General features: G+C 68.9%; 18 protein-coding genes. 4 read left to right on the forward strand and 14 right to left on the reverse strand.

Annotated elements, in window-relative coordinates; genetic code table 11:
- Positions 1-140 precede the first annotated feature (140 nt).
- From AB0I69_RS48530 to AB0I69_RS48550, 5 genes are all read right to left on the reverse strand, one after another.
- A complete protein-coding gene (locus AB0I69_RS48530) occupies positions 141-1847 on the reverse strand; it encodes a bifunctional uroporphyrinogen-III C-methyltransferase/uroporphyrinogen-III synthase (RefSeq protein ID WP_363102283.1) in 1707 nt (568 codons plus the stop codon).
- Complete coding sequence (gene hemC / locus AB0I69_RS48535) at positions 1844-2806, reverse strand: hydroxymethylbilane synthase (protein WP_363102284.1); 963 nt, start codon at positions 2804-2806, stop codon at positions 1844-1846. Before hemC ends, AB0I69_RS48530 begins: the two co-directional genes overlap by 4 nt.
- Positions 2803-4518, reverse strand: a complete 1716-nt coding sequence (locus AB0I69_RS48540; RefSeq protein ID WP_363102285.1) for a glutamyl-tRNA reductase — start codon at positions 4516-4518, stop codon at positions 2803-2805. Before AB0I69_RS48540 ends, hemC begins: the two co-directional genes overlap by 4 nt.
- On the reverse strand, positions 4515-5276 hold the full coding sequence (locus AB0I69_RS48545; protein ID WP_363102286.1) for a redox-sensing transcriptional repressor Rex: 762 nt from the start codon (positions 5274-5276) through the stop codon (positions 4515-4517). Before AB0I69_RS48545 ends, AB0I69_RS48540 begins: the two co-directional genes overlap by 4 nt.
- A gap of 247 nt (positions 5277-5523) precedes the next feature.
- Complete coding sequence (locus AB0I69_RS48550) at positions 5524-5763, reverse strand: glutaredoxin family protein (protein ID WP_363102287.1); 240 nt, start codon at positions 5761-5763, stop codon at positions 5524-5526.
- Between the two features lie 114 nt (positions 5764-5877).
- On the opposite strand from AB0I69_RS48550, the gene AB0I69_RS48555 reads away from it, so the two are divergent.
- The 3 genes from AB0I69_RS48555 (at position 5878) to AB0I69_RS48565 (ending at position 9361) form a co-directional block, all read left to right on the forward strand.
- Complete coding sequence (locus tag AB0I69_RS48555) at positions 5878-6822, forward strand: HAD-IB family hydrolase (RefSeq protein ID WP_363102288.1); 945 nt, start codon at positions 5878-5880, stop codon at positions 6820-6822.
- Between the two features lie 315 nt (positions 6823-7137).
- Positions 7138-7911 carry an ECF subfamily RNA polymerase sigma factor, BldN family gene (locus AB0I69_RS48560; RefSeq protein ID WP_363102289.1) on the forward strand — a complete coding sequence of 258 codons (774 nt, stop codon included), beginning with the start codon at positions 7138-7140 and terminating at the stop codon, positions 7909-7911.
- 235 nt (positions 7912-8146) lie between these two features.
- The gene (locus AB0I69_RS48565) at positions 8147-9361 is read left to right on the forward strand and encodes a DUF5667 domain-containing protein (RefSeq protein ID WP_363102290.1); all 1215 of its coding nucleotides are present in this window, start codon (positions 8147-8149) and stop codon (positions 9359-9361) included.
- Between the two features lie 152 nt (positions 9362-9513).
- Here the strand turns inward: AB0I69_RS48565 and AB0I69_RS48570 are convergent, their stop codons facing one another.
- The 5 genes from AB0I69_RS48570 to AB0I69_RS48590 all read right to left on the reverse strand — a co-directional run bounded on the left by AB0I69_RS48570 (position 9514) and on the right by AB0I69_RS48590 (position 13183).
- Positions 9514-10578: a lysophospholipid acyltransferase family protein gene (locus AB0I69_RS48570; protein ID WP_363102291.1), complete on the reverse strand. Its 1065-nt coding sequence runs from the start codon at positions 10576-10578 to the stop codon at positions 9514-9516.
- A 14-nt stretch (positions 10579-10592) separates the two neighbouring features.
- Positions 10593-11654: an NAD-dependent epimerase/dehydratase family protein gene (locus AB0I69_RS48575; RefSeq protein WP_363102292.1), complete on the reverse strand. Its 1062-nt coding sequence runs from the start codon at positions 11652-11654 to the stop codon at positions 10593-10595.
- Positions 11655-11815: 161 nt separating this feature from the next.
- Positions 11816-11914, reverse strand: coding sequence for an AURKAIP1/COX24 domain-containing protein (locus AB0I69_RS48580; RefSeq protein WP_003948845.1), 99 nt, complete (start codon positions 11912-11914; stop codon positions 11816-11818).
- Positions 11915-12025: 111 nt separating this feature from the next.
- A complete protein-coding gene (locus AB0I69_RS48585; protein ID WP_004984898.1) occupies positions 12026-12238 on the reverse strand; it encodes a helix-turn-helix domain-containing protein in 213 nt (70 codons plus the stop codon).
- Positions 12239-12367: 129 nt separating this feature from the next.
- Positions 12368-13183: a phosphatase gene (locus AB0I69_RS48590; RefSeq protein ID WP_363102293.1), complete on the reverse strand. Its 816-nt coding sequence runs from the start codon at positions 13181-13183 to the stop codon at positions 12368-12370.
- Positions 13184-13382: 199 nt separating this feature from the next.
- Between AB0I69_RS48590 and AB0I69_RS48595 the strand changes: the two genes are divergently transcribed.
- A complete protein-coding gene (locus AB0I69_RS48595) occupies positions 13383-13811 on the forward strand; it encodes a spore-associated protein A (protein WP_363102294.1) in 429 nt (142 codons plus the stop codon).
- Between the two features lie 212 nt (positions 13812-14023).
- Here the strand turns inward: AB0I69_RS48595 and AB0I69_RS48600 are convergent, their stop codons facing one another.
- From AB0I69_RS48600 to AB0I69_RS48615, 4 genes are all read right to left on the reverse strand, one after another.
- Positions 14024-15196, reverse strand: coding sequence for an acetoin utilization protein AcuC (locus AB0I69_RS48600; RefSeq protein WP_363102295.1), 1173 nt, complete (start codon positions 15194-15196; stop codon positions 14024-14026).
- A complete protein-coding gene (locus tag AB0I69_RS48605; RefSeq protein WP_363102296.1) occupies positions 15147-16364 on the reverse strand; it encodes an MFS transporter in 1218 nt (405 codons plus the stop codon). Before AB0I69_RS48605 ends, AB0I69_RS48600 begins: the two co-directional genes overlap by 50 nt.
- Before the next feature lie 67 nt (positions 16365-16431).
- Positions 16432-17127 carry a VC0807 family protein gene (locus tag AB0I69_RS48610; protein ID WP_363102297.1) on the reverse strand — a complete coding sequence of 232 codons (696 nt, stop codon included), beginning with the start codon at positions 17125-17127 and terminating at the stop codon, positions 16432-16434.
- A 69-nt stretch (positions 17128-17196) separates the two neighbouring features.
- A complete protein-coding gene (locus AB0I69_RS48615; RefSeq protein ID WP_363102298.1) occupies positions 17197-17841 on the reverse strand; it encodes an HAD family hydrolase in 645 nt (214 codons plus the stop codon).
- Positions 17842-17965: the final 124 nt, after the last annotated feature.

Genomic DNA, 17965 nt, shown 5'->3' on the forward strand with positions numbered 1-17965 from the left:
GGCGTTTGAGGACGAGGCCCTTTCGGGGCCGAAGCGGGGGTCTGGGGGCGGCAGCCCCCAGGGATGGGACGGGTAGGGGCGGCGGGGGCGAAAAATCCCCGCGCCGCCCGCCCCCACTCACCCCAACCCGAAACTCAACCTCAGGTCGTCCGACGCCGCCGAGCACCAGGCCGACGCTCACTCGGCCGCGTGACCGGATCCCCGGCCTCCTGCGCCGCAGCTCTCCGCCGCAGCCCGAAGTTCGCCAACGCCTCGGCCAACTTGTGCACAGACGGCTCCGGAGCCATCACGTCCACCCGCAGCCCGTGCTCCTCGGCGGTCTTCGCCGTAGCGGGACCAATACACGCGATCACCGTCACGTTGTGCGGCTTCCCGGCGATACCCACCAGGTTCCGCACAGTGGACGACGACGTGAAGAGAACGGCGTCGAAGCCACCCCCCTTGATCGCCTCCCGCGTATCGGCGGGCGGCGGCGAGGCCCGCACGGTCCGGTAGGCGGTCACGTCATCCACCTCCCACCCGAGCTCGATCAGCCCGGCGACCAACGTCTCCGTGGCGATGTCCGCCCGCGGCAGGAACACCCGGTCGATCGGGTCGAAGACCGGGTCGTAGGGTGGCCAGTCCTCCAACAACCCGGCCGCGGACTGCTCCCCGCTCGGCACGAGATCCGGCTTCACACCAAAGGCAACCAGCGCCTTGGTGGTCTGCTCACCCACAGCAGCGACCTTGATCCCGGCGAACGCACGCGCGTCGAGCCCGTACTCCTCGAACTTCTCGCGTACGGCCTTGACCGCGTTGACCGAAGTGAAGGCGATCCACTCGTACCGGCCCGTCACCAGCCCCTTGACCGCCCGCTCCATCTGCTGGGGCGTGCGCGGCGGTTCGACGGCGATCGTCGGCACCTCGTGCGGAACGGCGCCGTACGACCGGAGTTGGTCGGAGAGCGAAGCCGCCTGCTCCTTCGTGCGCGGGACGAGGACCTTCCAGCCGAACAGCGGCTTGGACTCGAACCACGACAACTGGTCGCGCTGGGCGGCGGCGGAACGCTCACCGACCACGGCTATCACCGGCCGGCCACCCTCGGGCGAGGGCAGCACCTTCGCCTGCTTCAGCGTCTGCGCGATGGTGCCGAGCGTCGCGGACCAGGTCCGCTGACGAGTGGTCGTACCAGCCACTGTGACCGTCATCGGGGTGTCCGGCTTACGACCGGCAGCCACCAGCTCACCGGCGGCCGAAGCCACGGAGTCCAGCGACGTGGAAACCACCACCGTGCCGTCCGACGCCCCCACCTCCGTCCAGCACCGGTCCGACGCGGTACGGGCGTCCACGAACCGGACGTCCGCACCCTGCGCGTCCCGCAGCGGGACACCGGCGTACGCGGGCACGCCGACGGCCGCGGCGACACCGGGGACGACCTCGAAAGGCACACCCGCGGCGACGCAGGCGAGCATTTCCTCGGCGGCGTACGTATCTAGTCCCGGGTCCCCCGAGACCGCACGCACGACCCGCCTGCCGCCCCGTGCGGCCTCCATGACAAGATGTGCCGCATCCCGCACAGCGGGTAGGCCAACGGTTGTTGACGCACCGTCAACAACCGTTAGTTGAGGCGTGCCTGTGCCCGGGAGCGAGCCCGAAGAAGGACTCGGATCCGGATGCACGACGGCTACGCCGGCTCGGGCGTGCGGACGTACGACGTCGAGCACCTCGTGCTCGGCGACGAGAACGTCCGCGTTCGCCAGCGCCTCGACGGCGCGCAGTGTGAGCAGTCCCGGATCTCCGGGTCCGGCACCCAGGAAGGTGACGTGCCCGTGTTCAGGACCGGCGGCGGGAAGAGTGGTGGGGCTCACTTGGCTTGCTCCCCCATCAGACCGGCCGCGCCCTGGGCAAGCATCTCGGCGGCGAGTTCGCGACCGAGCGCCAGTGCTTGGTCATGTGTCTCGGGCACGGGACCGGTGGTGGACAGCTGCACCGTACGCGAACCGTCGGTCGTGCCGACTATTCCGCGCAGGCGCATTTCCTTGACAATCTGCCCGTCGGCCAGAAGGTCGGCCAGCGCGCCCACAGGGGCGGAGCAGCCGGCCTCCAGGGCGGCGAGCAGGGACCTTTCGGCGGTCACGGCGATCCGGGTGAACGGGTCGTCGAGTTCGCCGAGTGCCGCGATCAAGTCCGCGTTGTCCGCGGCACATTCGATCGCCAGGGCCCCCTGGCCGGGGGCGGGCAAAATCGTGTCGACCGACAGGAAGTCGGTCACTTCGTCGATCCGGCCGATCCGGCTCAGTCCGGCGGCGGCCAGGACCACGGCGTCCAGCTCACCGTCCCGCACGAAGCCGACGCGGGTGTCGATGTTCCCGCGGATCGGGACCGTCTCGATGTCGAGGCCGTGGCTGCGCGCGTACGCGTTCAGCTGGGCCGTGCGACGGGGGGAGCCCGTACCGATGCGCGCCCCGCGGGGCAGGTCGGTGAACTTCAGGGCGTCCCTGGCGACGATCACGTCCCGCGGGTCCTCCCGCTCCGGAACGGCGGCGAGCACCAGCTCCGCGGGCTGCGTGGTCGGCAGGTCCTTCAGCGAATGAACCGCGAAGTCGACCTCACCGCCGAGCAGCGCGTCACGCAGCGCGGTCACGAAGACCCCCGTGCCGCCGATCTGGGCGAGGTGCTCGCGGGAGGTGTCGCCGTAGGTGGTGATCTCGACGAGCTCGACGGGCCGTCCGGTCACCTGGCTCACGGCGTCCGCCACCAGCCCGGACTGGGCCAGGGCGAGTCTGCTCCGCCTGGTCCCGAGCCTCAGTGGTGCCTTGCTACTCATGCTGGCCCTCGGTTCTTGCTGTTCTCAGGTTCGTCGTCGGCTCGTCGGGCCCGGGAGACGGAGGCCACCGTCTCCTGGTCGAGGTCGAACAGGGTGCGCAGCGCGTCCGCGTACCCGGCGCCGCCGGGCTCGGCCGCGAGCTGCTTGACCCGTACGGTCGGCGCGTGCAGCAGCTTGTCCACCACACGCCGCACGGTCTGGGTGATCTCCGCGCGGTGCTTGTCGTCGAGGCCGGGCAGCCGTCCGTCGAGCCGGGCGATCTCGCCCGCCACGACCTCGGCGGCCATGGCCCGCAGGGCGACCACGGTCGGCGTGATGTGCGCGGCCCGCTGGGCTGCCCCGAAGGCCGCGACCTCGTCGGAGACGATACGCCTGACCTGGTCCACGTCCGCCGCCATCGGAGCGTCCGCGGAGGCCTCGGCGAGCGACTCGATGTCCACGAGCAGCACCCCGGCCAGCCGGTGCACGGCGGCGTCGACGTCCCGCGGCATCGCGAGGTCGAGCAGCGACAGCGCGGGCGCGGGGCGCGGGATCTGCGCGACGGGCTCGGGCCTGCGGCGCTCGGGGATCCGGCCGACGGTCGCGGCCATGGTGGCGAGTTCGGTGATGAGTTCCGCCTCGGCCTCGGGCGTACGCCGGGCCGCCTCACGCCGGTCGACGGCCGTACCGCCTGCCCAGGCCGCGTGCTGCTCCAGCGTCGCCGCGTCCATCCCGGCCACGGCGGCCTCCCCCATCACGGAGAAGCCACTCGCCCCCTGCACCGCGGAAAGGTCCAGCGGACACCCGTCCTCGGTCCCGACGGACGTCGGCGGAAGCTCTTCGCGCACGACATCCGCTACGGCCGTACGACCGGCCGGGGCGTCCTGCGGCACCCGGCCCCCGACCGCCTCCGCGACCGTCTCGGCCGTGAGGACCAGCCCCGTCGCGCCCGTGCAGGACACGGCGACATCGGCACGTGTCAGCTCGAACGGCACCGAGTCCATCGGTACCGCGCGGGCGGACACGTCCGTCTCGGGGCTCTCGGTGATGATCTGGGCGAGGCGCTCGGCGCGGTCGGACGTGCGGTTGGCGACGACGATCTCGGCGACCCCGGCACGCGCGAGGGTCGCGGCGGCCAGCGACGACATGGAGCCGGCGCCGATGACCAGGGCCCGTTTCCCCTTCGCCCAGGCCTCCACCGGCCTGCCGGAGGACAGCTGCTGAAGGCCGAAGGTGACCAGGGACTGCCCGGCACGGTCGATGCCGGTCTCCGAGTGGGCGCGCTTGCCGACTCTCAGTGCCTGCTGGAACAGGTCGTTCAACAGCCGCCCGGCGGAGTGCAGTTCCTGCGCCTTGGCCAGCGAGTCCTTGATCTGGCCGAGGATCTGGCCCTCGCCGACCACCATCGAGTCGAGGCCGCAGGCCACCGAGAAGAGGTGGTGGACGGCCCGGTCCTCGTAGTGCACGTAGAGATAAGGAGTGAGCTCGTCCAGGCCGACGCCGCTGTGCTGGGCGAGCAGCGTGGACACCTCGGCGACGCCCGCGTGGAACTTGTCCACGTCGGCGTAGAGCTCGATGCGGTTGCAGGTGGCCAACACCGCGGCCTCGGCGGCCGGTTCGGCGGCGACCGTGTCCTGGAGCAGCTTGAACTGGGCGTCCGCGTTCAGCGTCGCCCGCTCCAGGACGCTGACCGGCGCGCTGCGGTGGCTCAGCCCGACGACGAGGAGACTCATGCCGGCATCACGGCGGGGACGTCCCCGTCAGGGCCCTGCTCGGCGGAGTCGCCACGGCGCGCGGCGGTCGGGTGGGCCGCCTCGTTGGCGGCCTCCTCGCCGGCCTTGCGCTGCTCGTGGAAGGCGAGGATCTGCAGCTCGATGGAGAGGTCGACCTTGCGGACGTCGACGCCGTCCGGGACGGTCAGCACGGTCGGCGCGAAGTTCAGGATGGACGTCACACCGGCGGCCACGAGCCGGTCACAGACCGGCTGGGCGGCACCGGCGGGGGTCGCGATGACGCCGATGGAGACGCCGTTGTCGCTGATGATCTTTTCCAGCTCGTCCGAGTGCTGCACCGGGATGCCCGCGACGGGCTTGCCGGCCATCGCCGGATCCGCGTCGATGAGGGCGGCGACCCGGAAGCCTCGGGAAGCGAACCCGCCGTAGTTGGCGAGCGCGGCGCCCAGGTTTCCGATACCGACGATCACGACCGGCCAGTCCTGGGTCAGGCCCAGCTCGCGGGAGATCTGGTAGACGAGGTACTCGACGTCGTAGCCCACACCGCGGGTGCCGTAGGAGCCGAGGTAGGAGAAGTCCTTGCGCAGCTTCGCGGAGTTGACCCCCGCGGCAGCCGCGAGCTCCTCGGAGGAGACCGTGGGTACCGAGCGCTCCGAAAGTCCGGTCAGCGCGCGGAGGTACAGCGGGAGACGGGCGACGGTGGCCTCGGGAATCCCTCGGCTACGGCTCGCCGGTCGGTGAGTTCGGCCAGTTGCCACGGTGCTCCTGCGGGTAGAGCGGGGCTGTGGGCGGTCACACGTACCCAGACCGCCCCGTCGAAAGCAGGCTATGTCTTTGTGAACGCGTGCACAAAGATGGTGTCCGATTTGCCCGGGCAACGTGACCGGGGTCACGCGCAGGCGTCCCAGGTGTATTCCAGGGGGCAAAACCGCCACACTCCTCGTAATTCCCGCCCCCGAGACCAAACCGCCGTCGATCCTAAGCGACGTTCGGGTGCGCGTTGAACTACTTGGTCAGTTCCCGGCGCAGCCGGCCCTCGTCCACCCGCCAGAAGGTGTGCTGTTTCCCATCGACGAGGACAACCGGAACCTGCTCCCAGTACTGGTCGTGCAGGTGCTGGTCCTCGGTGATGTCCTTCTGCTCCCAGGGGACCCCGAGGTCGGCACACACCTTCTCGACGACGAGCTGCGCGTCCTCGCACAGATGACAGCCTGGCTTCCCGATGAGGGTGACGAGATGACTCATGCACACCATTCTCACGCCGCCCGAGGACTTCTTTAACGGCCCGGTCGCGGAGAGTTCACAGCCTCCGAACCTCTCGGCTCCGGAACCACCGAACAAACTGGCTATGCTCACGACATGGCCGCTCTCGGATGGCTCACTCCCCGTAGGCGCTCCGCCACGGCGCGGAGCGTGTTGGCAGGCGAGGCCTCTGCGGAGGCAGCGCGCAAGTCGTCGCAGGACGTATCGGACATGCAGGACGCCGACACGCTCTCGGAAGACGCGCAGGAACCGGAGTTCCCCGTCCTCGGCGACGACAGAGCAGCCGCCTTCTTCGACCTCGACAACACCGTCATGCAGGGCGCGTCGATCTTCCACTTCGGCCGCGGCCTGCACAAACGGAAGTTCTTCGAGACCCGCGACCTCGTCAAGTTCGCCTGGCAGCAGGCCTGGTTCAGGCTCGCCGGCTCCGAGGACCCCGAACACATGCAGGAGGCGCGCGACTCCGCGCTGTCCATCGTCAAGGGCCACCGCGTCGCCGAACTCCAGTCGATCGGCGAGGAGATCTACGACGAGTACATGGCCGAGCGCATCTGGCCCGGCACCCGCGCCCTCGCCGAGGCACACCTGCACGCGGGCCAGAAGGTGTGGCTCGTCACAGCGGCCCCGGTGGAGATCGCCAACGTGATCGCCCGCCGCCTCGGCCTCACCGGCGCGCTCGGCACGGTCGCCGAGTCCGTCGACGGCGTCTACACCGGCAAGTTGGTCGGCGAACCCCTGCACGGCCCCGCGAAGGCGGAGGCGGTCAAGGCGCTCGCCGCGGCGGAGGGCCTGGACCTCTCCCGCTGCGCCGCGTACAGCGACTCGCACAACGACATCCCGATGCTCTCGCTGGTCGGCCACCCCTACGCCATCAACCCGGACTCCAAGCTGCGCAAGCACGCGCGCGAGCTGGACTGGCGGCTGCGCGACTACCGAACGGCCCGCAAGGCGGCCAAGGTCGGCATCCCCGCGGCGGCCGGCGTGGGCGCGGTGGCCGGCGGCACGGCCGCGGCGATCGCTTTGCATCGCCGACGCCGGTGACGCGGTAAACACACTCAATCCACGGGTCGTACCCGCGTAACCCCCTGTCCAGTCACGTTGGCTGCACACGGCCACAACACGCCCTGGTCTCTGACTGAATTCGGACTGTTCTGATCAACAACCGCTCACTCTGCGGTACTTGATCGGCCGTCAATCGGTTACGGAAGCGACGTAATCGATGATTTGAGCAACTGGGTGTAGCAGCGCCTGTACGAAGCGTTATTCTCCTCAGACGCAATCCGGCACCTCTCTGTCGCTACGACGGGTGAACGTTCCGGTACTGCACGTGATGGAAGCTCTGCCTCTGGGAGTCCCGTGTACCCACACGTCGGGGTTGACGCCTCGGGCCTGGCTACGCTGCGCGCAACGGTCCAAGACCTGTTGCGCGGCTTCGTCCCCACCGCGTACGCCGTCCCCGCCGCCTTCGCCACCACCGCACCCGTCGGTCCGTGCTACGCACTGGCCGACGGTGGCGCCGCGGTGGGCAGACGAGGGCGCTCGGCCGGCGCCGCCACCGCACGCCGTCCGGCCGCTGACAGCGACAGCGGCCGGATGATGGACCTCGTGGAGCGTGCCCAGGCCGGCGAAGCCGACGCCTTCGGCCGCCTCTACGACCAGTACAGCGACACTGTGTACCGGTACATCTACTACCGAGTGGGAGGCAAAGCCACCGCCGAGGACCTCACCAGCGAGACCTTTCTGCGCGCCCTGCGCCGCATCGGCACGTTCACCTATCAGGGGCGCGACTTCGGCGCCTGGCTGGTGACGATCGCCCGCAACCTGGTCGCCGACCACTTCAAGTCGAGCCGCTTCCGGCTGGAAGTGACCACCGGCGAGATGCTCGACGCCAACGAGGTCGCGCGCTCCCCCGAGGACTCCGTCCTGGAGTCCCTGTCGAACGCCGCCCTCCTCGACGCCGTACGACGGCTCAACCCCCAGCAGCAGGAGTGCGTCACGCTGCGCTTCCTCCAGGGCCTCTCCGTCGCGGAGACCGCCCGGGTGATGGGCAAGAACGAGGGTGCGATCAAGACCCTCCAGTACCGGGCCGTGCGCACTCTCGCCCGGCTCCTCCCGGACGACGCCCGCTGACGGCACACGCTCGGTAGCGCCCAACTCGCGCTCAGTGAAAGTCCGTTGAGTTCGCGGTCGGATCATCCGTCGTCCGTAACCCAAGTGCCGCGCCACTCGTTGTGCGGGATACAGGCTCCCTGTGGTCACACCCTGACCCTCTCCGATCACTCGATCGTGTGGATGTGGTCAGGCTGTGCAACCCTCAGGACCCCCTGGGGAGTCGACCGTCATGACGCGAGAGGAGGTGCCGCCAGTGATCGCGAACGTATCGGCGCACCGGCGGGCGAACGCCTTCGCCCAGGCCCTGGAAGAGGAGCAGTCCGACCGGGGCACGGCGGCCGAGCAGTCCGAAGGACCGGCACCGGCCCCGGCTGCTGCGGAACAGACCGAGCAGGGCCGCATGCTGGCCTTCGCCACCGGTCTCGGCGAGCTGCCCAAACCCGTACTGGACCCTGAGGTCAAGGTCGTCCAGCGGGCTCAGCTGGTCGCCGCGTTCGAGGCCATGCTGCAAGGAGGCGAGGCACCAGAACCTTCGGTACCGGAGCAGCGTTCCCACCGGTCCCGGGGTACGCACCGGGCCACCGGCCTGGGCAAGCTGCGACCGCGGTCCCGGCTCAGCAAGGGCCTCGCGGCCGGCGGCCTGAGTGTCGGGGTCGCCGCGGGAGCCTTCGGCGGAGTCGCCGCCGCCAGCTCGGACGCCCTGCCGGGCGACGGGCTGTACGGCCTGAAGCGCGGCATCGAGGACTTCAAGCTCAACTACCTGTCCGACGGCGCCGATCAGCGCGGTGTGGCCTACCTCGACCAGGCGTCCAACCGCCTGAGCGAGGCACGCCGGCTGATGGAGCGGGACCGTAGCGGCCACCTCGACCACGAGCAGCTCGGCGAGATCCGCCGCACGCTGTCCGGGATGACGCACGACGCGTCCGAGGGCCACCGCCTGCTGCACGAGGCGTACGAGCAGGACCCGAACTCGCTGGGCCCCATCCAGGCCCTCTCCGCGTTCTCCCGCTCGCACCGCGAGGCCTGGGGCGCGCTGCGCGACCGCCTGCCGGTCCAGCTCGGCGACGTCAGCGACCAGGTGTCGTCGGTCTTCGACGCCATAGACCAAGAGGTCGCCCCGCTGCAGTCCCTGCTCCCCCAGCCCCCGGCGACGACCCCCGGCACCGGCAGACACCGCGGTCCGGACACGACGTCCACCGGTGCGACGGGCTCACACCGCTCCACGGCACCGAGCACGACGGACGGCTCCGCGGAGACCGGCCACTCCAGCACACCCAGCGAGTCCGCCACCACCGGCGACGGCCTCCTCGGCGGCAACACGGGCGGCCTCCTGGACCCCCCGAAGTCCTCCGGCACGGAGTCGCCGTCCGCGAGCAAACCGTCGATCACCGAACCGGACGTCACGCTGCCACCGCTGTTGCCGGGCCTGCTGCCGGGCTTGGGCATCGACAGCGAGGACGCGAATTAGCTCCGCCTCGGCTGTACGGCGATGGGCGCCCCTCCAGGGAGGGGCGCCCATCGTCTTTAGGGGCGCGGGGCTGTATTGATTTGCGGCTACCGCCGCGTGGGCGCGACCAGCCCCCACCGGCCCGCAGCCAAGGAACTGCGGAACCAAAAAAACTAGAAAAACACCGACCGCCGCTGCACCAGCAACTTGTACAGCGTGTGCTGGATCTGCTCCCTCACCTGGTCCGTGAGGTTGAACATCAGCATCGGGTCCTCGGCCGCCTCCGGCGGGTAGCCGTCCGTGAGGATCGGCTCGCCGAACTGGATCGTCCACTTCGTGGGGAGCGGGATCGCGCCGAGCGGGCCCAGCCAGGGGAACGTCGGGGTGATCGGGAAGTACGGGAAGCCGAGAACGCGGGCCAGCGTCTTCGAGTTGCCGATCATCGGGTAGATCTCCTCCGCGCCCACGATCGAGCACGGGATGATCGGCGTGCCCTTGCGCAGCGCGGTCGAGACGAAGCCGCCGCGGCCGAAGCGCTGGAGTTTGTAGCGCTCGCTGAACGGCTTGCCGATGCCCTTGAAGCCCTCCGGCATCACACCGACCAACTCGCCACGGCCCAGGAGCCGTTCGGCGTCCTCGGCGCAGGCCAGGGTGTGACCGGCCTTGCGGGCGAGTTCGTTGACCACCGGCAGCATGAAGACGAGGTCCGCCGCGAGGAGCCGGAGGTGACGGCCCGCCGGGTGGTTGTCGTGGACGGCGATCTGCATCATCACGCCGTCCAGCGGCAGCGTCCCGGAGTGGTTGGCGACGATCAGCGCCCCGCCCTCGGCCGGGATGTTCTCGATGCCCTTCACCTCGACCCGGAAGTACTTCTCGTACAGCGGGCGCAGCGCCGGCATCAAGACCTCGTCGGTGAGCTCCTCGTCGTAGCCGAAGTCGTCGACGTCGTAGTCCCCGGTCAGCCGACGGCGCAGGAACGACAGGCCGTGGGCGACCCGGCGTTCCAGGCCACCCTGGCCGACCTCGTCGCCCGGTGCCTTCTCCGGCTCCTGTTCCACACGCGTCACAGGAACATCATCCTGCGCGAAGTCCCGGCCCGGCAGGGGCTGGACCTCACGGACCAGCGCGGGCTCGCCGTTCTTGCGCCGGTTCCCCGTGCTCCGGCGCCGCTGCGGCCGCTGAACACCGTTCGCGCGGGACCGGTCGTCGTCGAACGGAATGACCTTGGCATCCGCCATCGTTGATGCGCTCCTCAGTTGGCGCTCGGCGTCGGGGGGTGGCCACTGTCCGGCCGGGACAGCGCGGCGATCCGGTCGACGGCCCCCGCGAGGACCTCCGGCGGCAGCAGCCCCGGGCCCTGGCTGCGCGCGAAGTCCGCGAAGGTCTCGGCGGTCGTGTACTTCGGCTTGTACCCCAGCGTCTCGCGCATCTGGACCGTCGACACGACCCGGCCGTGGGTCAGCAACCGGATCTGTTCCGGGGAGAAGTCCGTCATCCCCAGCGTACGCACCAGGGAACCCGCCCAGGTGACCGCCGGCAGCAGCAGCGGCACGGTCGGGCGGCCCAGGCGCCGGGAGCACTGGGAGAGCAGCAGGACGCCGTCCCCGGCGATGTTGAAGGTGCCGCTGTTGAGCGTGCCCCGCTCCGGATCGTGCGAGGCGATCCGCAGCACCTCGATCATGTCGTCCTCGTGCACGAACTGCAGCCGCGGGTCGTACCCGAACACGGTCGGCAGGACCGGCAGCGAGAAGTACGACGCGAGCGGCGAATCCGCCGTAGGACCAAGGATGTTGGCGAACCGCAGCACGCACACCGCGACGTCGGGCCGGCGACGGGCGAAGCCGCGCACATACCCCTCGACCTCGACGGTGTCCTTCGCGAAGCCGCCGCTCGGCAGGGACTTCGGCGGGGTGCCCTCGGTGAAGACGGCCGGATCGCGCGGGGCGGAGCCGTAGACGTTCGTACTGGACTTCACCACCAGGCGCTTCACGACCGGCGACTTCTGGCAGGCGCCGAGGAGCTGCATGGTGCCGATGACGTTGGTCTCCTTGACCGTGGTCCGGCTGCCGCTGCCCAGGGCGGTGCCCGTCACGTCCATGTGGACGACCGTGTCGGCGCCGGACTCGGCGAGCACCCGCGCGATGGTGGGCTGCCGGATGTCGGCCTGGATGAACTCGGCGCCCCCCAGATGATGCCCGGGCTGGACCGCGTCCACGGCGATCACCCGGTCCACCTGTGGGTCACGCTGAATCCGTCGTACGAACCGGCCCCCCAACTGACGGGCCACTCCGGTCACGAGCACGACCTTCCCCAAGATCAGCGCCTTCCTTTTGCGTTACCCGTGTGCGGCCAACCTAGCGGTTCGGTGTTGCGCTGTGATGACCGCCCGACGCACGAAAGTCCGGAACATAACTGTGGCCCCCCACCGAAATGCGGTGGGGGGCCACAGGAGACGCTCTCGCGGCGCCGCGTCGCCTACTTCTTGTTACGACGCTGCACGCGCGTGCGCTTCAGCAGCTTGCGGTGCTTCTTCTTAGCCATCCGCTTGCGCCGCTTCTTGATAACAGAGCCCACGACTACCCTCGCTCACTTCTCATCACTCGGTGCTGGGCATCATGGGCCCATACGACCTACAAGGGGCCAGCCTACCCGTCCGAGCGCTGAGGTCGTAATCGAGGTATCGCCTCAGGCTGTCTCCACCCCCACATAACTCTCGCGAAGGTACTCGTGTACCGCTTGCTCGGGGACGCGGAAGGACCGCCCCACCCGGATAGCGGGCAGATGACCGCTGTGCACCAACCGGTACACGGTCATCTTCGACACTCGCATCACCGAGGCGACCTCCGCCACGGTAAGGAACTGAACCTCGTTCAGAGGCCTCTCGCCAGCTGCAGCCATGACACACCTGAACCTTCCGCACTCGACGGTCACCGGCTTCCCCTTCCGGTGACTCTTCGTCGTTGCGTGCTCACTCCCCAATGTAGGGGCGTGTGATGCGAGTGGGGAAGAGGTGCACCCATCGGCGGCCTACTGTGACAGACACGCTCGATTGAGTACGTAGCGGGTAAGCGGGCGGTAGTAAGCGGACCGCACGGCGTCATCAAGTGGAACTACGACGGACACCGACCCCTCGGCCTCCCCCACGAACAGTGCAGGGTCATCGGTGTCAGCCAGCCCAATGGCCTCAAACCCCAGCTGACCTGCTCCGCAGACCCATCCGTGGTCCCCGATCACCAGCTCCGGAAGCACCCCGCCGACCTCCGCCGCCGCACCCAGCACGGTACGAACCGGCAGCGGTGAGTGCGTGTGTGCGCCGGGCTCACAACCGGGGCGTTCGGGGCCCGGTTCGCGGACCAGCGCGACTCCTTGTACGTAGTCAAGGTTGTACGTGCGTAGACCGAACCGGGTCGTTATGTCGACAGAGTGACCCTGCGCGGGGGTGAGAACAGCACACCCTGCCGCCGACAAGGCGTCCGCCAACGCGGCGTAGAACCCGAGCAGTCGGTGCGGATGCCCGGTCCCGAGGAGCACCGCCCCGTTGCACTCCGCCACCGCACCCAACCGATCGGCAAAGGCATCCAGTGCAGCCAAAGTCCGCTCCGGATCGATCACATCATGCCCGGAAGTGTGGGTCGGGTCGGCCGAAACCCCACACTTGTCCGCCATCAACCCGATCAGGTCCCGCTGCCCCCAAGTCCACTCCGGATCAAGCCCGATCAGCACCCGGGGATCCCGAGCGGCGAAGGCCCGATAACTCCGCAGACTCTCCTCCCGCGAGGTGGCCACGGGCCCGGCCAGCCGGGCGGCGAGGAGATGGGCGCGGAGCGCGCCGGTGCTCAACACGGAAGCGATGCTGACGGACCGGGGGGCCGTCCACGACGGGAACCCCGGAAACACCGCGCGGTTGGCGTAACACCGGTGACAGGACAGTGACAAAAACAACCACAACTGTCGTACGCGTTCCCGGGTCTCACCTTGCGTGGACGGAACGACCAACCGTCCCAAGCAAGTTGACGAACACATCAACTGGGGGAACACCGTCATGATCAAGCTGTCCCGTCGCACCACGACCGCCGCCGCACTCACCGTCCTGGCCCTCGGCGGCACGGTAGCCGCCACGGCCCCGGCATCGGCAGCGACCTCCGCCACCGCCACCTACAACGGCGCCTGCGGCACCGGCTACAAGGTCATCGACTCCACGCCGGTCGGCAACGTCGGCAAGGTCTTCCTGACCTGGAACGAGTCCACCGGCAAGAACTGCGCCGTGACCATCCGCAACACCCCGGGCGCCAAGATCTACATGGGCGTCGAGCTCAACATCATCACCGACCACGAGAGCACCCCGGTCAGCGACACCGGCCAGTACACGTCGTACGCCGGCCCCGTCTACATGCCCGCCCGCGGCTACTGCACCGAGTGGTACGGCGTGATCGGCACAGCCACCGGCAGCGACTCCGGCCACTGCGGCTGACACACAAACGCCGGGGGCGACTTGACCGACCGCCCCCGGCAACCACTTCCCAGCGCAGGCCGGCACGATCAGCCCGTCCGGCGTTTGAGGACGAGGCCGTTCAGGCCGAAGCGGGGGTCTGGGGGCGGCAGCCCCCAGGGATGGGACGGGTAGGGGCGGCGGGGGCGAAAAAATCCCCGCGACACCCACCCGCACACACAACCACCGAAGACCTACGCCAACAGCCCCCGCAACGGAAACACCGCCCGCCGAGTCGCCACAACAGCCTGGTCAAGACGGTCGGCGGGGTCATACCCCGACTCCCAGTCGGCGTAGACCACAGGCCACCGCCCATCCGTCATCCGCTGCGGCCCCAACTGCCGCGTCCGAGCAAACACTTCCTGCCGCCACCCCTCAGGAATCACCGCCTCCGGCAAGATCTCCCGCCCCGCAGCGATAGCAACAAGATGCGTCCACGACCGCGGCACGACCTCCACCACGGCATAACCACCCCCACCGAGCGCAACCCACTTCCCCTCGGCGTACTCGTGCGCCAACTCATGACACGCGACCTGCACAGCCCGCTGCGCGTCCAGCGACACGGCGAGATGAGCAAGCGGATCCTCGAAGTGCGTGTCGGCCCCGTGCTGAGTCACCAGCACCTGCGGCCGAAAGTCCGCGATCAACTCCGGCACAACGGCATGAAACGCCCGCAACCACCCCGCGTCCCCGGTCCCGGCCGGCAACGCCACATTGACCGCAGACCCCTCCCCCCGCCCCGCCCCGGTCTCCTCCGGCCACCCGGTCTGCGGAAACAACGTCCGCGGATGCTCATGCAGGGAGATCGTCAGCACCCGGGGGTCCTCCCAGAACGCCGCCTGGACCCCGTCCCCGTGATGCACGTCCACATCGACATACGCGACCCGCTCGGCCCCGAGCTCCAACAGCCGGGCAATAGCGATCGACGCATCGTTGTAGATACAGAACCCGGAAGCAGCCCCCGGCATAGCGTGATGTAGCCCACCCGCGAAATTCACGGCATGCAGCACATCCCCGCCCCACACAGCCTCGGCAGCCCCCACCGACTGCCCGGCGATAAGAGCCGACACCTCATGCATCCCCGCAAAGGCGGGATCATCCATCGTCCCCAGCCCATACGCCCCGTCCGCCGCATCCGGATCAGCAGAAGCGGCCTTCACCGCCTCGACATAGTCCTCCCGGTGAACCAGCCGCAACGTCGAATCGCCAGCGGGCTTGGCCGCCACCACGTCCACGACCTCATCCAGCCCGAAGGCGTCGACGAGTCTCCGGGTCAGGGCGAGCCGGACCGGGTCCATCGGATGGTCCCGGCCGAAGTCATAGCCCGTTACTGCCTCGTCCCACATCAGCTGTGCGCGCCCGCTCATGCCCGTCACCGTACCGGCCCGCCTGCGGCGCGAACGAGCGGGCGTACACCAACGTCACCAGCACCAACACCATCGGCACGAGCATCGCCCCGCGATAACTCCAGGCGTCACCCAACGCCCCCACCAACGGCGAACCGATCAGAAACCCCACGTAATTGAACACATTGAGCCGAGCAATGGCCGTATCCGAAGCCCCCGGGAACAACCGCCCGGCCGCCGCGAAGGTCTGCGGCACCAACACACACAGCCCGAGCCCCAACAAGGTGAACCCAAGCATCCCGACCCCGGCCCCCGGCGCCACGGCCACCACAGCGAACCCCACCGCAGCCACCACAGCCCCCAGCCGTACGACGGCCACGGCCCCGAACCGCCGCACCCCAAGATCCCCGATCCCCCGCCCGACCAGGCACATCACCATGTAGACGTTGTACGGAACGGTCGCGACCTGCTCGGAACTCCCCAGCACGTCCTTCAGGTACTTCGCACTCCAGTTGGAGACGGTCGAGTCCCCGATATACGCGAAGGTCATCACCAGACACAACGGCAGCAGCAACTTGAAGACGAGCGGCCCGGCCTCCGCACCCTGGCCCTCGCCCTCCTCACCGGGCGCACCCCCGTCGACGTACCACCGACTCCCCACAAAGGCAGCCGGCAACAACACGGCCGCAACCGGCAGGTACGACACCCACAACGCGAGATGCCAGTGCGCCCCCGCCCAGGCCAGCGAGGCCCCCACGATCCCGCCCAGGCTGTACGCGGCATGGAAGCTGAGCATGATGCTGCGCCCGTACGTCCGCTGCAGACTCACCCCGAGCATGTTCATCGAGGCGTCCAGCGCACCCACACCGAGCCCGAACGCACCGAGCGCGACCGCCAGTTCGGCCATGCTGTCGCCCGACCCGACCCCGAGCAGCGCCAGGAGGACAACGGGCTGGGACCAGCGCAACAGCACACTGGGCCGTATTCGCTTCACCAGCTGCTCGGTGGTCACGCTGCCGACCCCGGCGAGGATCGGTACGGCGGCCAGGAAGACGGGCAGCAGCCCGTCCGAGACCCCGTACCGGTCCTGGATCGCCGGGATGCGTGTCACGAGCAGCGCGAAGGTGGCGCCCTGAGCGAAGAAGCTGAACGCCAAAGAGGCCCTACCGCGCCGCAGCACATCTGTCATGGCGGCGAGCGTAAGGGCCCCGGCGTACTCGTGGGTAGATCCAGCCAAAGATGAATTCGGCTCAGCTTTACCGAGCGGCGACCAGCGAGGGAACAACCGCAGGTGCGGGGCCGTCCCCGGCCTCCAGCTCAACGGCGATCATCTCCGCCATCGGCCCGACGGCAAGACCACCACTGACGACAGCCGTCACGGTCATCGTGCCGATCATGACGACCGTGCCCAACCACACCATGGTGTCCACGGGCACCGTGTACGCCCCGACCACCCGGGCGACACACTCTCCGAGCAGCGCGACACCCCACACCAGCGAGAAGCGCCGCTCGGCCCGCTGAAAGGCCGCCGACCCGCCCAGCAGCCGCTCGAAGACGGCCTCCCGGTCCGCGTCGCCCTTCACGAGGAAGGGCTTCATCCCGGCGGTCATCATCGGCCGGCCCATAGCCACGGACACCAGCACCCCGATCCCGATGACACTGCTGACCCCGCTGTCCTTGGCGAGCATCAACCGCGGGTCACCGGCGACGAGGCTGAGCAACAGCCCGACGACGTTCACGAAGAGGATCAGCGCCGCGAAGGCATTGACCTTCCGCTCCACGACGACACCCCACCCGGTCCGCAGCGCCGGCAGCACGCTGCTCCACCCCAGCGCCGCCATGGTGCTCATCCCGAACCCGCTCTTGAGCAGGTAGTACGACCCGATCGGCACCGCCACATCCATGAGAAGCGGCGCGAGGTTCTGCTTCCTGGAGCCCGTGTTCGTCGTCATGCAGTCAGCTTGCCGCCGACGCCCCCACCGCCAGTAGAAACGAACGTCCACAGCTGGACATGACAAATGTCAGTCCAGCTGGTCGACCAACTCCCGCATATCACCGAAGAGTCGAGTCGCCCCGGAAAGCCGCTCCACAGGCGTCATGGCGGCGAACCCGTACACATCCATTCCGGCCGCGACAGCGGCCTGCACCCCCAGCGGACTGTCTTCTACGACCACACACTTCTCCGGTACGACACCCATCCGCTCGGCCGCGTAGAGGAACAGATCCGGAGCGGGCTTCCCCCGCCCCACGTCCTCGGAGCTGAAGACCCACTCCTCCTCGAACCACTCGTCCAGCCCCGTCGTCCGATGCCCCACCCGAATCCGCTCATGACTCCCGGACGACGCCACGCAGTACGGCACCCCGTCCGCGACCAGCCTCTCCAGCACGTCGACGGCCCCGGCGACCGGCTTCAACTCCCGCTCGAACGCGGCGAACACGCGCGCGTGAAAGACATCGTCGAAGTCGTCCGGCAACCGCTGCCCGGTCCGCTCCTCGACGAGATCGTGCACGCGGTGCATCGCGGCGCCCATGTAGTCACGGAGGGACTCCTCGTAGGAGGTCGGGTGCCCGAGTTCCGTGAGATAGCCGGCCAGGAGCCTGTTGGAGATCGGCTCACTGTCGACGAGGACACCGTCATTGTCGAAGATCACGAGGTCATAGCGCATACTGCTGACCCTAAACGCAGAAAACCCCTGTACCGAATAAACGGTACAGGGGTTTTCGCAATATTTGTTCGGCGGCGTCCTACTCTCCCACAGGGTCCCCCCTGCAGTACCATCGGCGCTGTAA

Origin of the sequence: Streptomyces sp. NPDC050508 (assembly GCF_040655155.1) — a bacterium.
Classification (GTDB): Bacteria; Actinomycetota; Actinomycetes; order Streptomycetales; family Streptomycetaceae; genus Streptomyces.

Bases quoted from the DNA above. Each gene is read 5' to 3' on its own strand.
- AB0I69_RS48555 (WP_363102288.1), top strand. From the start codon at position 5,878: ATGGCCGCTCTCGGATGGCTCACTCCCCGTAGGCGCTCCGCCACGGCG.
- AB0I69_RS48570 (WP_363102291.1), bottom strand. From the start codon at position 10,578: ATGGCGGATGCCAAGGTCATTCCGTTCGACGACGACCGGTCCCGCGCG.
- AB0I69_RS48605 (WP_363102296.1), bottom strand. From the start codon at position 16,364: ATGACAGATGTGCTGCGGCGCGGTAGGGCCTCTTTGGCGTTCAGCTTC.
- AB0I69_RS48550 (WP_363102287.1), bottom strand. From the start codon at position 5,763: ATGAGTCATCTCGTCACCCTCATCGGGAAGCCAGGCTGTCATCTGTGC.
- AB0I69_RS48595 (WP_363102294.1), top strand. From the start codon at position 13,383: ATGATCAAGCTGTCCCGTCGCACCACGACCGCCGCCGCACTCACCGTC.
- AB0I69_RS48585 (WP_004984898.1), bottom strand. From the start codon at position 12,238: ATGGCTGCAGCTGGCGAGAGGCCTCTGAACGAGGTTCAGTTCCTTACC.
- AB0I69_RS48540 (WP_363102285.1), bottom strand. From the start codon at position 4,518: ATGAGTCTCCTCGTCGTCGGGCTGAGCCACCGCAGCGCGCCGGTCAGC.
- AB0I69_RS48615 (WP_363102298.1), bottom strand. From the start codon at position 17,841: ATGCGCTATGACCTCGTGATCTTCGACAATGACGGTGTCCTCGTCGAC.
- AB0I69_RS48610 (WP_363102297.1), bottom strand. From the start codon at position 17,127: ATGACGACGAACACGGGCTCCAGGAAGCAGAACCTCGCGCCGCTTCTC.
- hemC (WP_363102284.1), bottom strand. From the start codon at position 2,806: ATGAGTAGCAAGGCACCACTGAGGCTCGGGACCAGGCGGAGCAGACTC.
- AB0I69_RS48600 (WP_363102295.1), bottom strand. From the start codon at position 15,196: ATGAGCGGGCGCGCACAGCTGATGTGGGACGAGGCAGTAACGGGCTAT.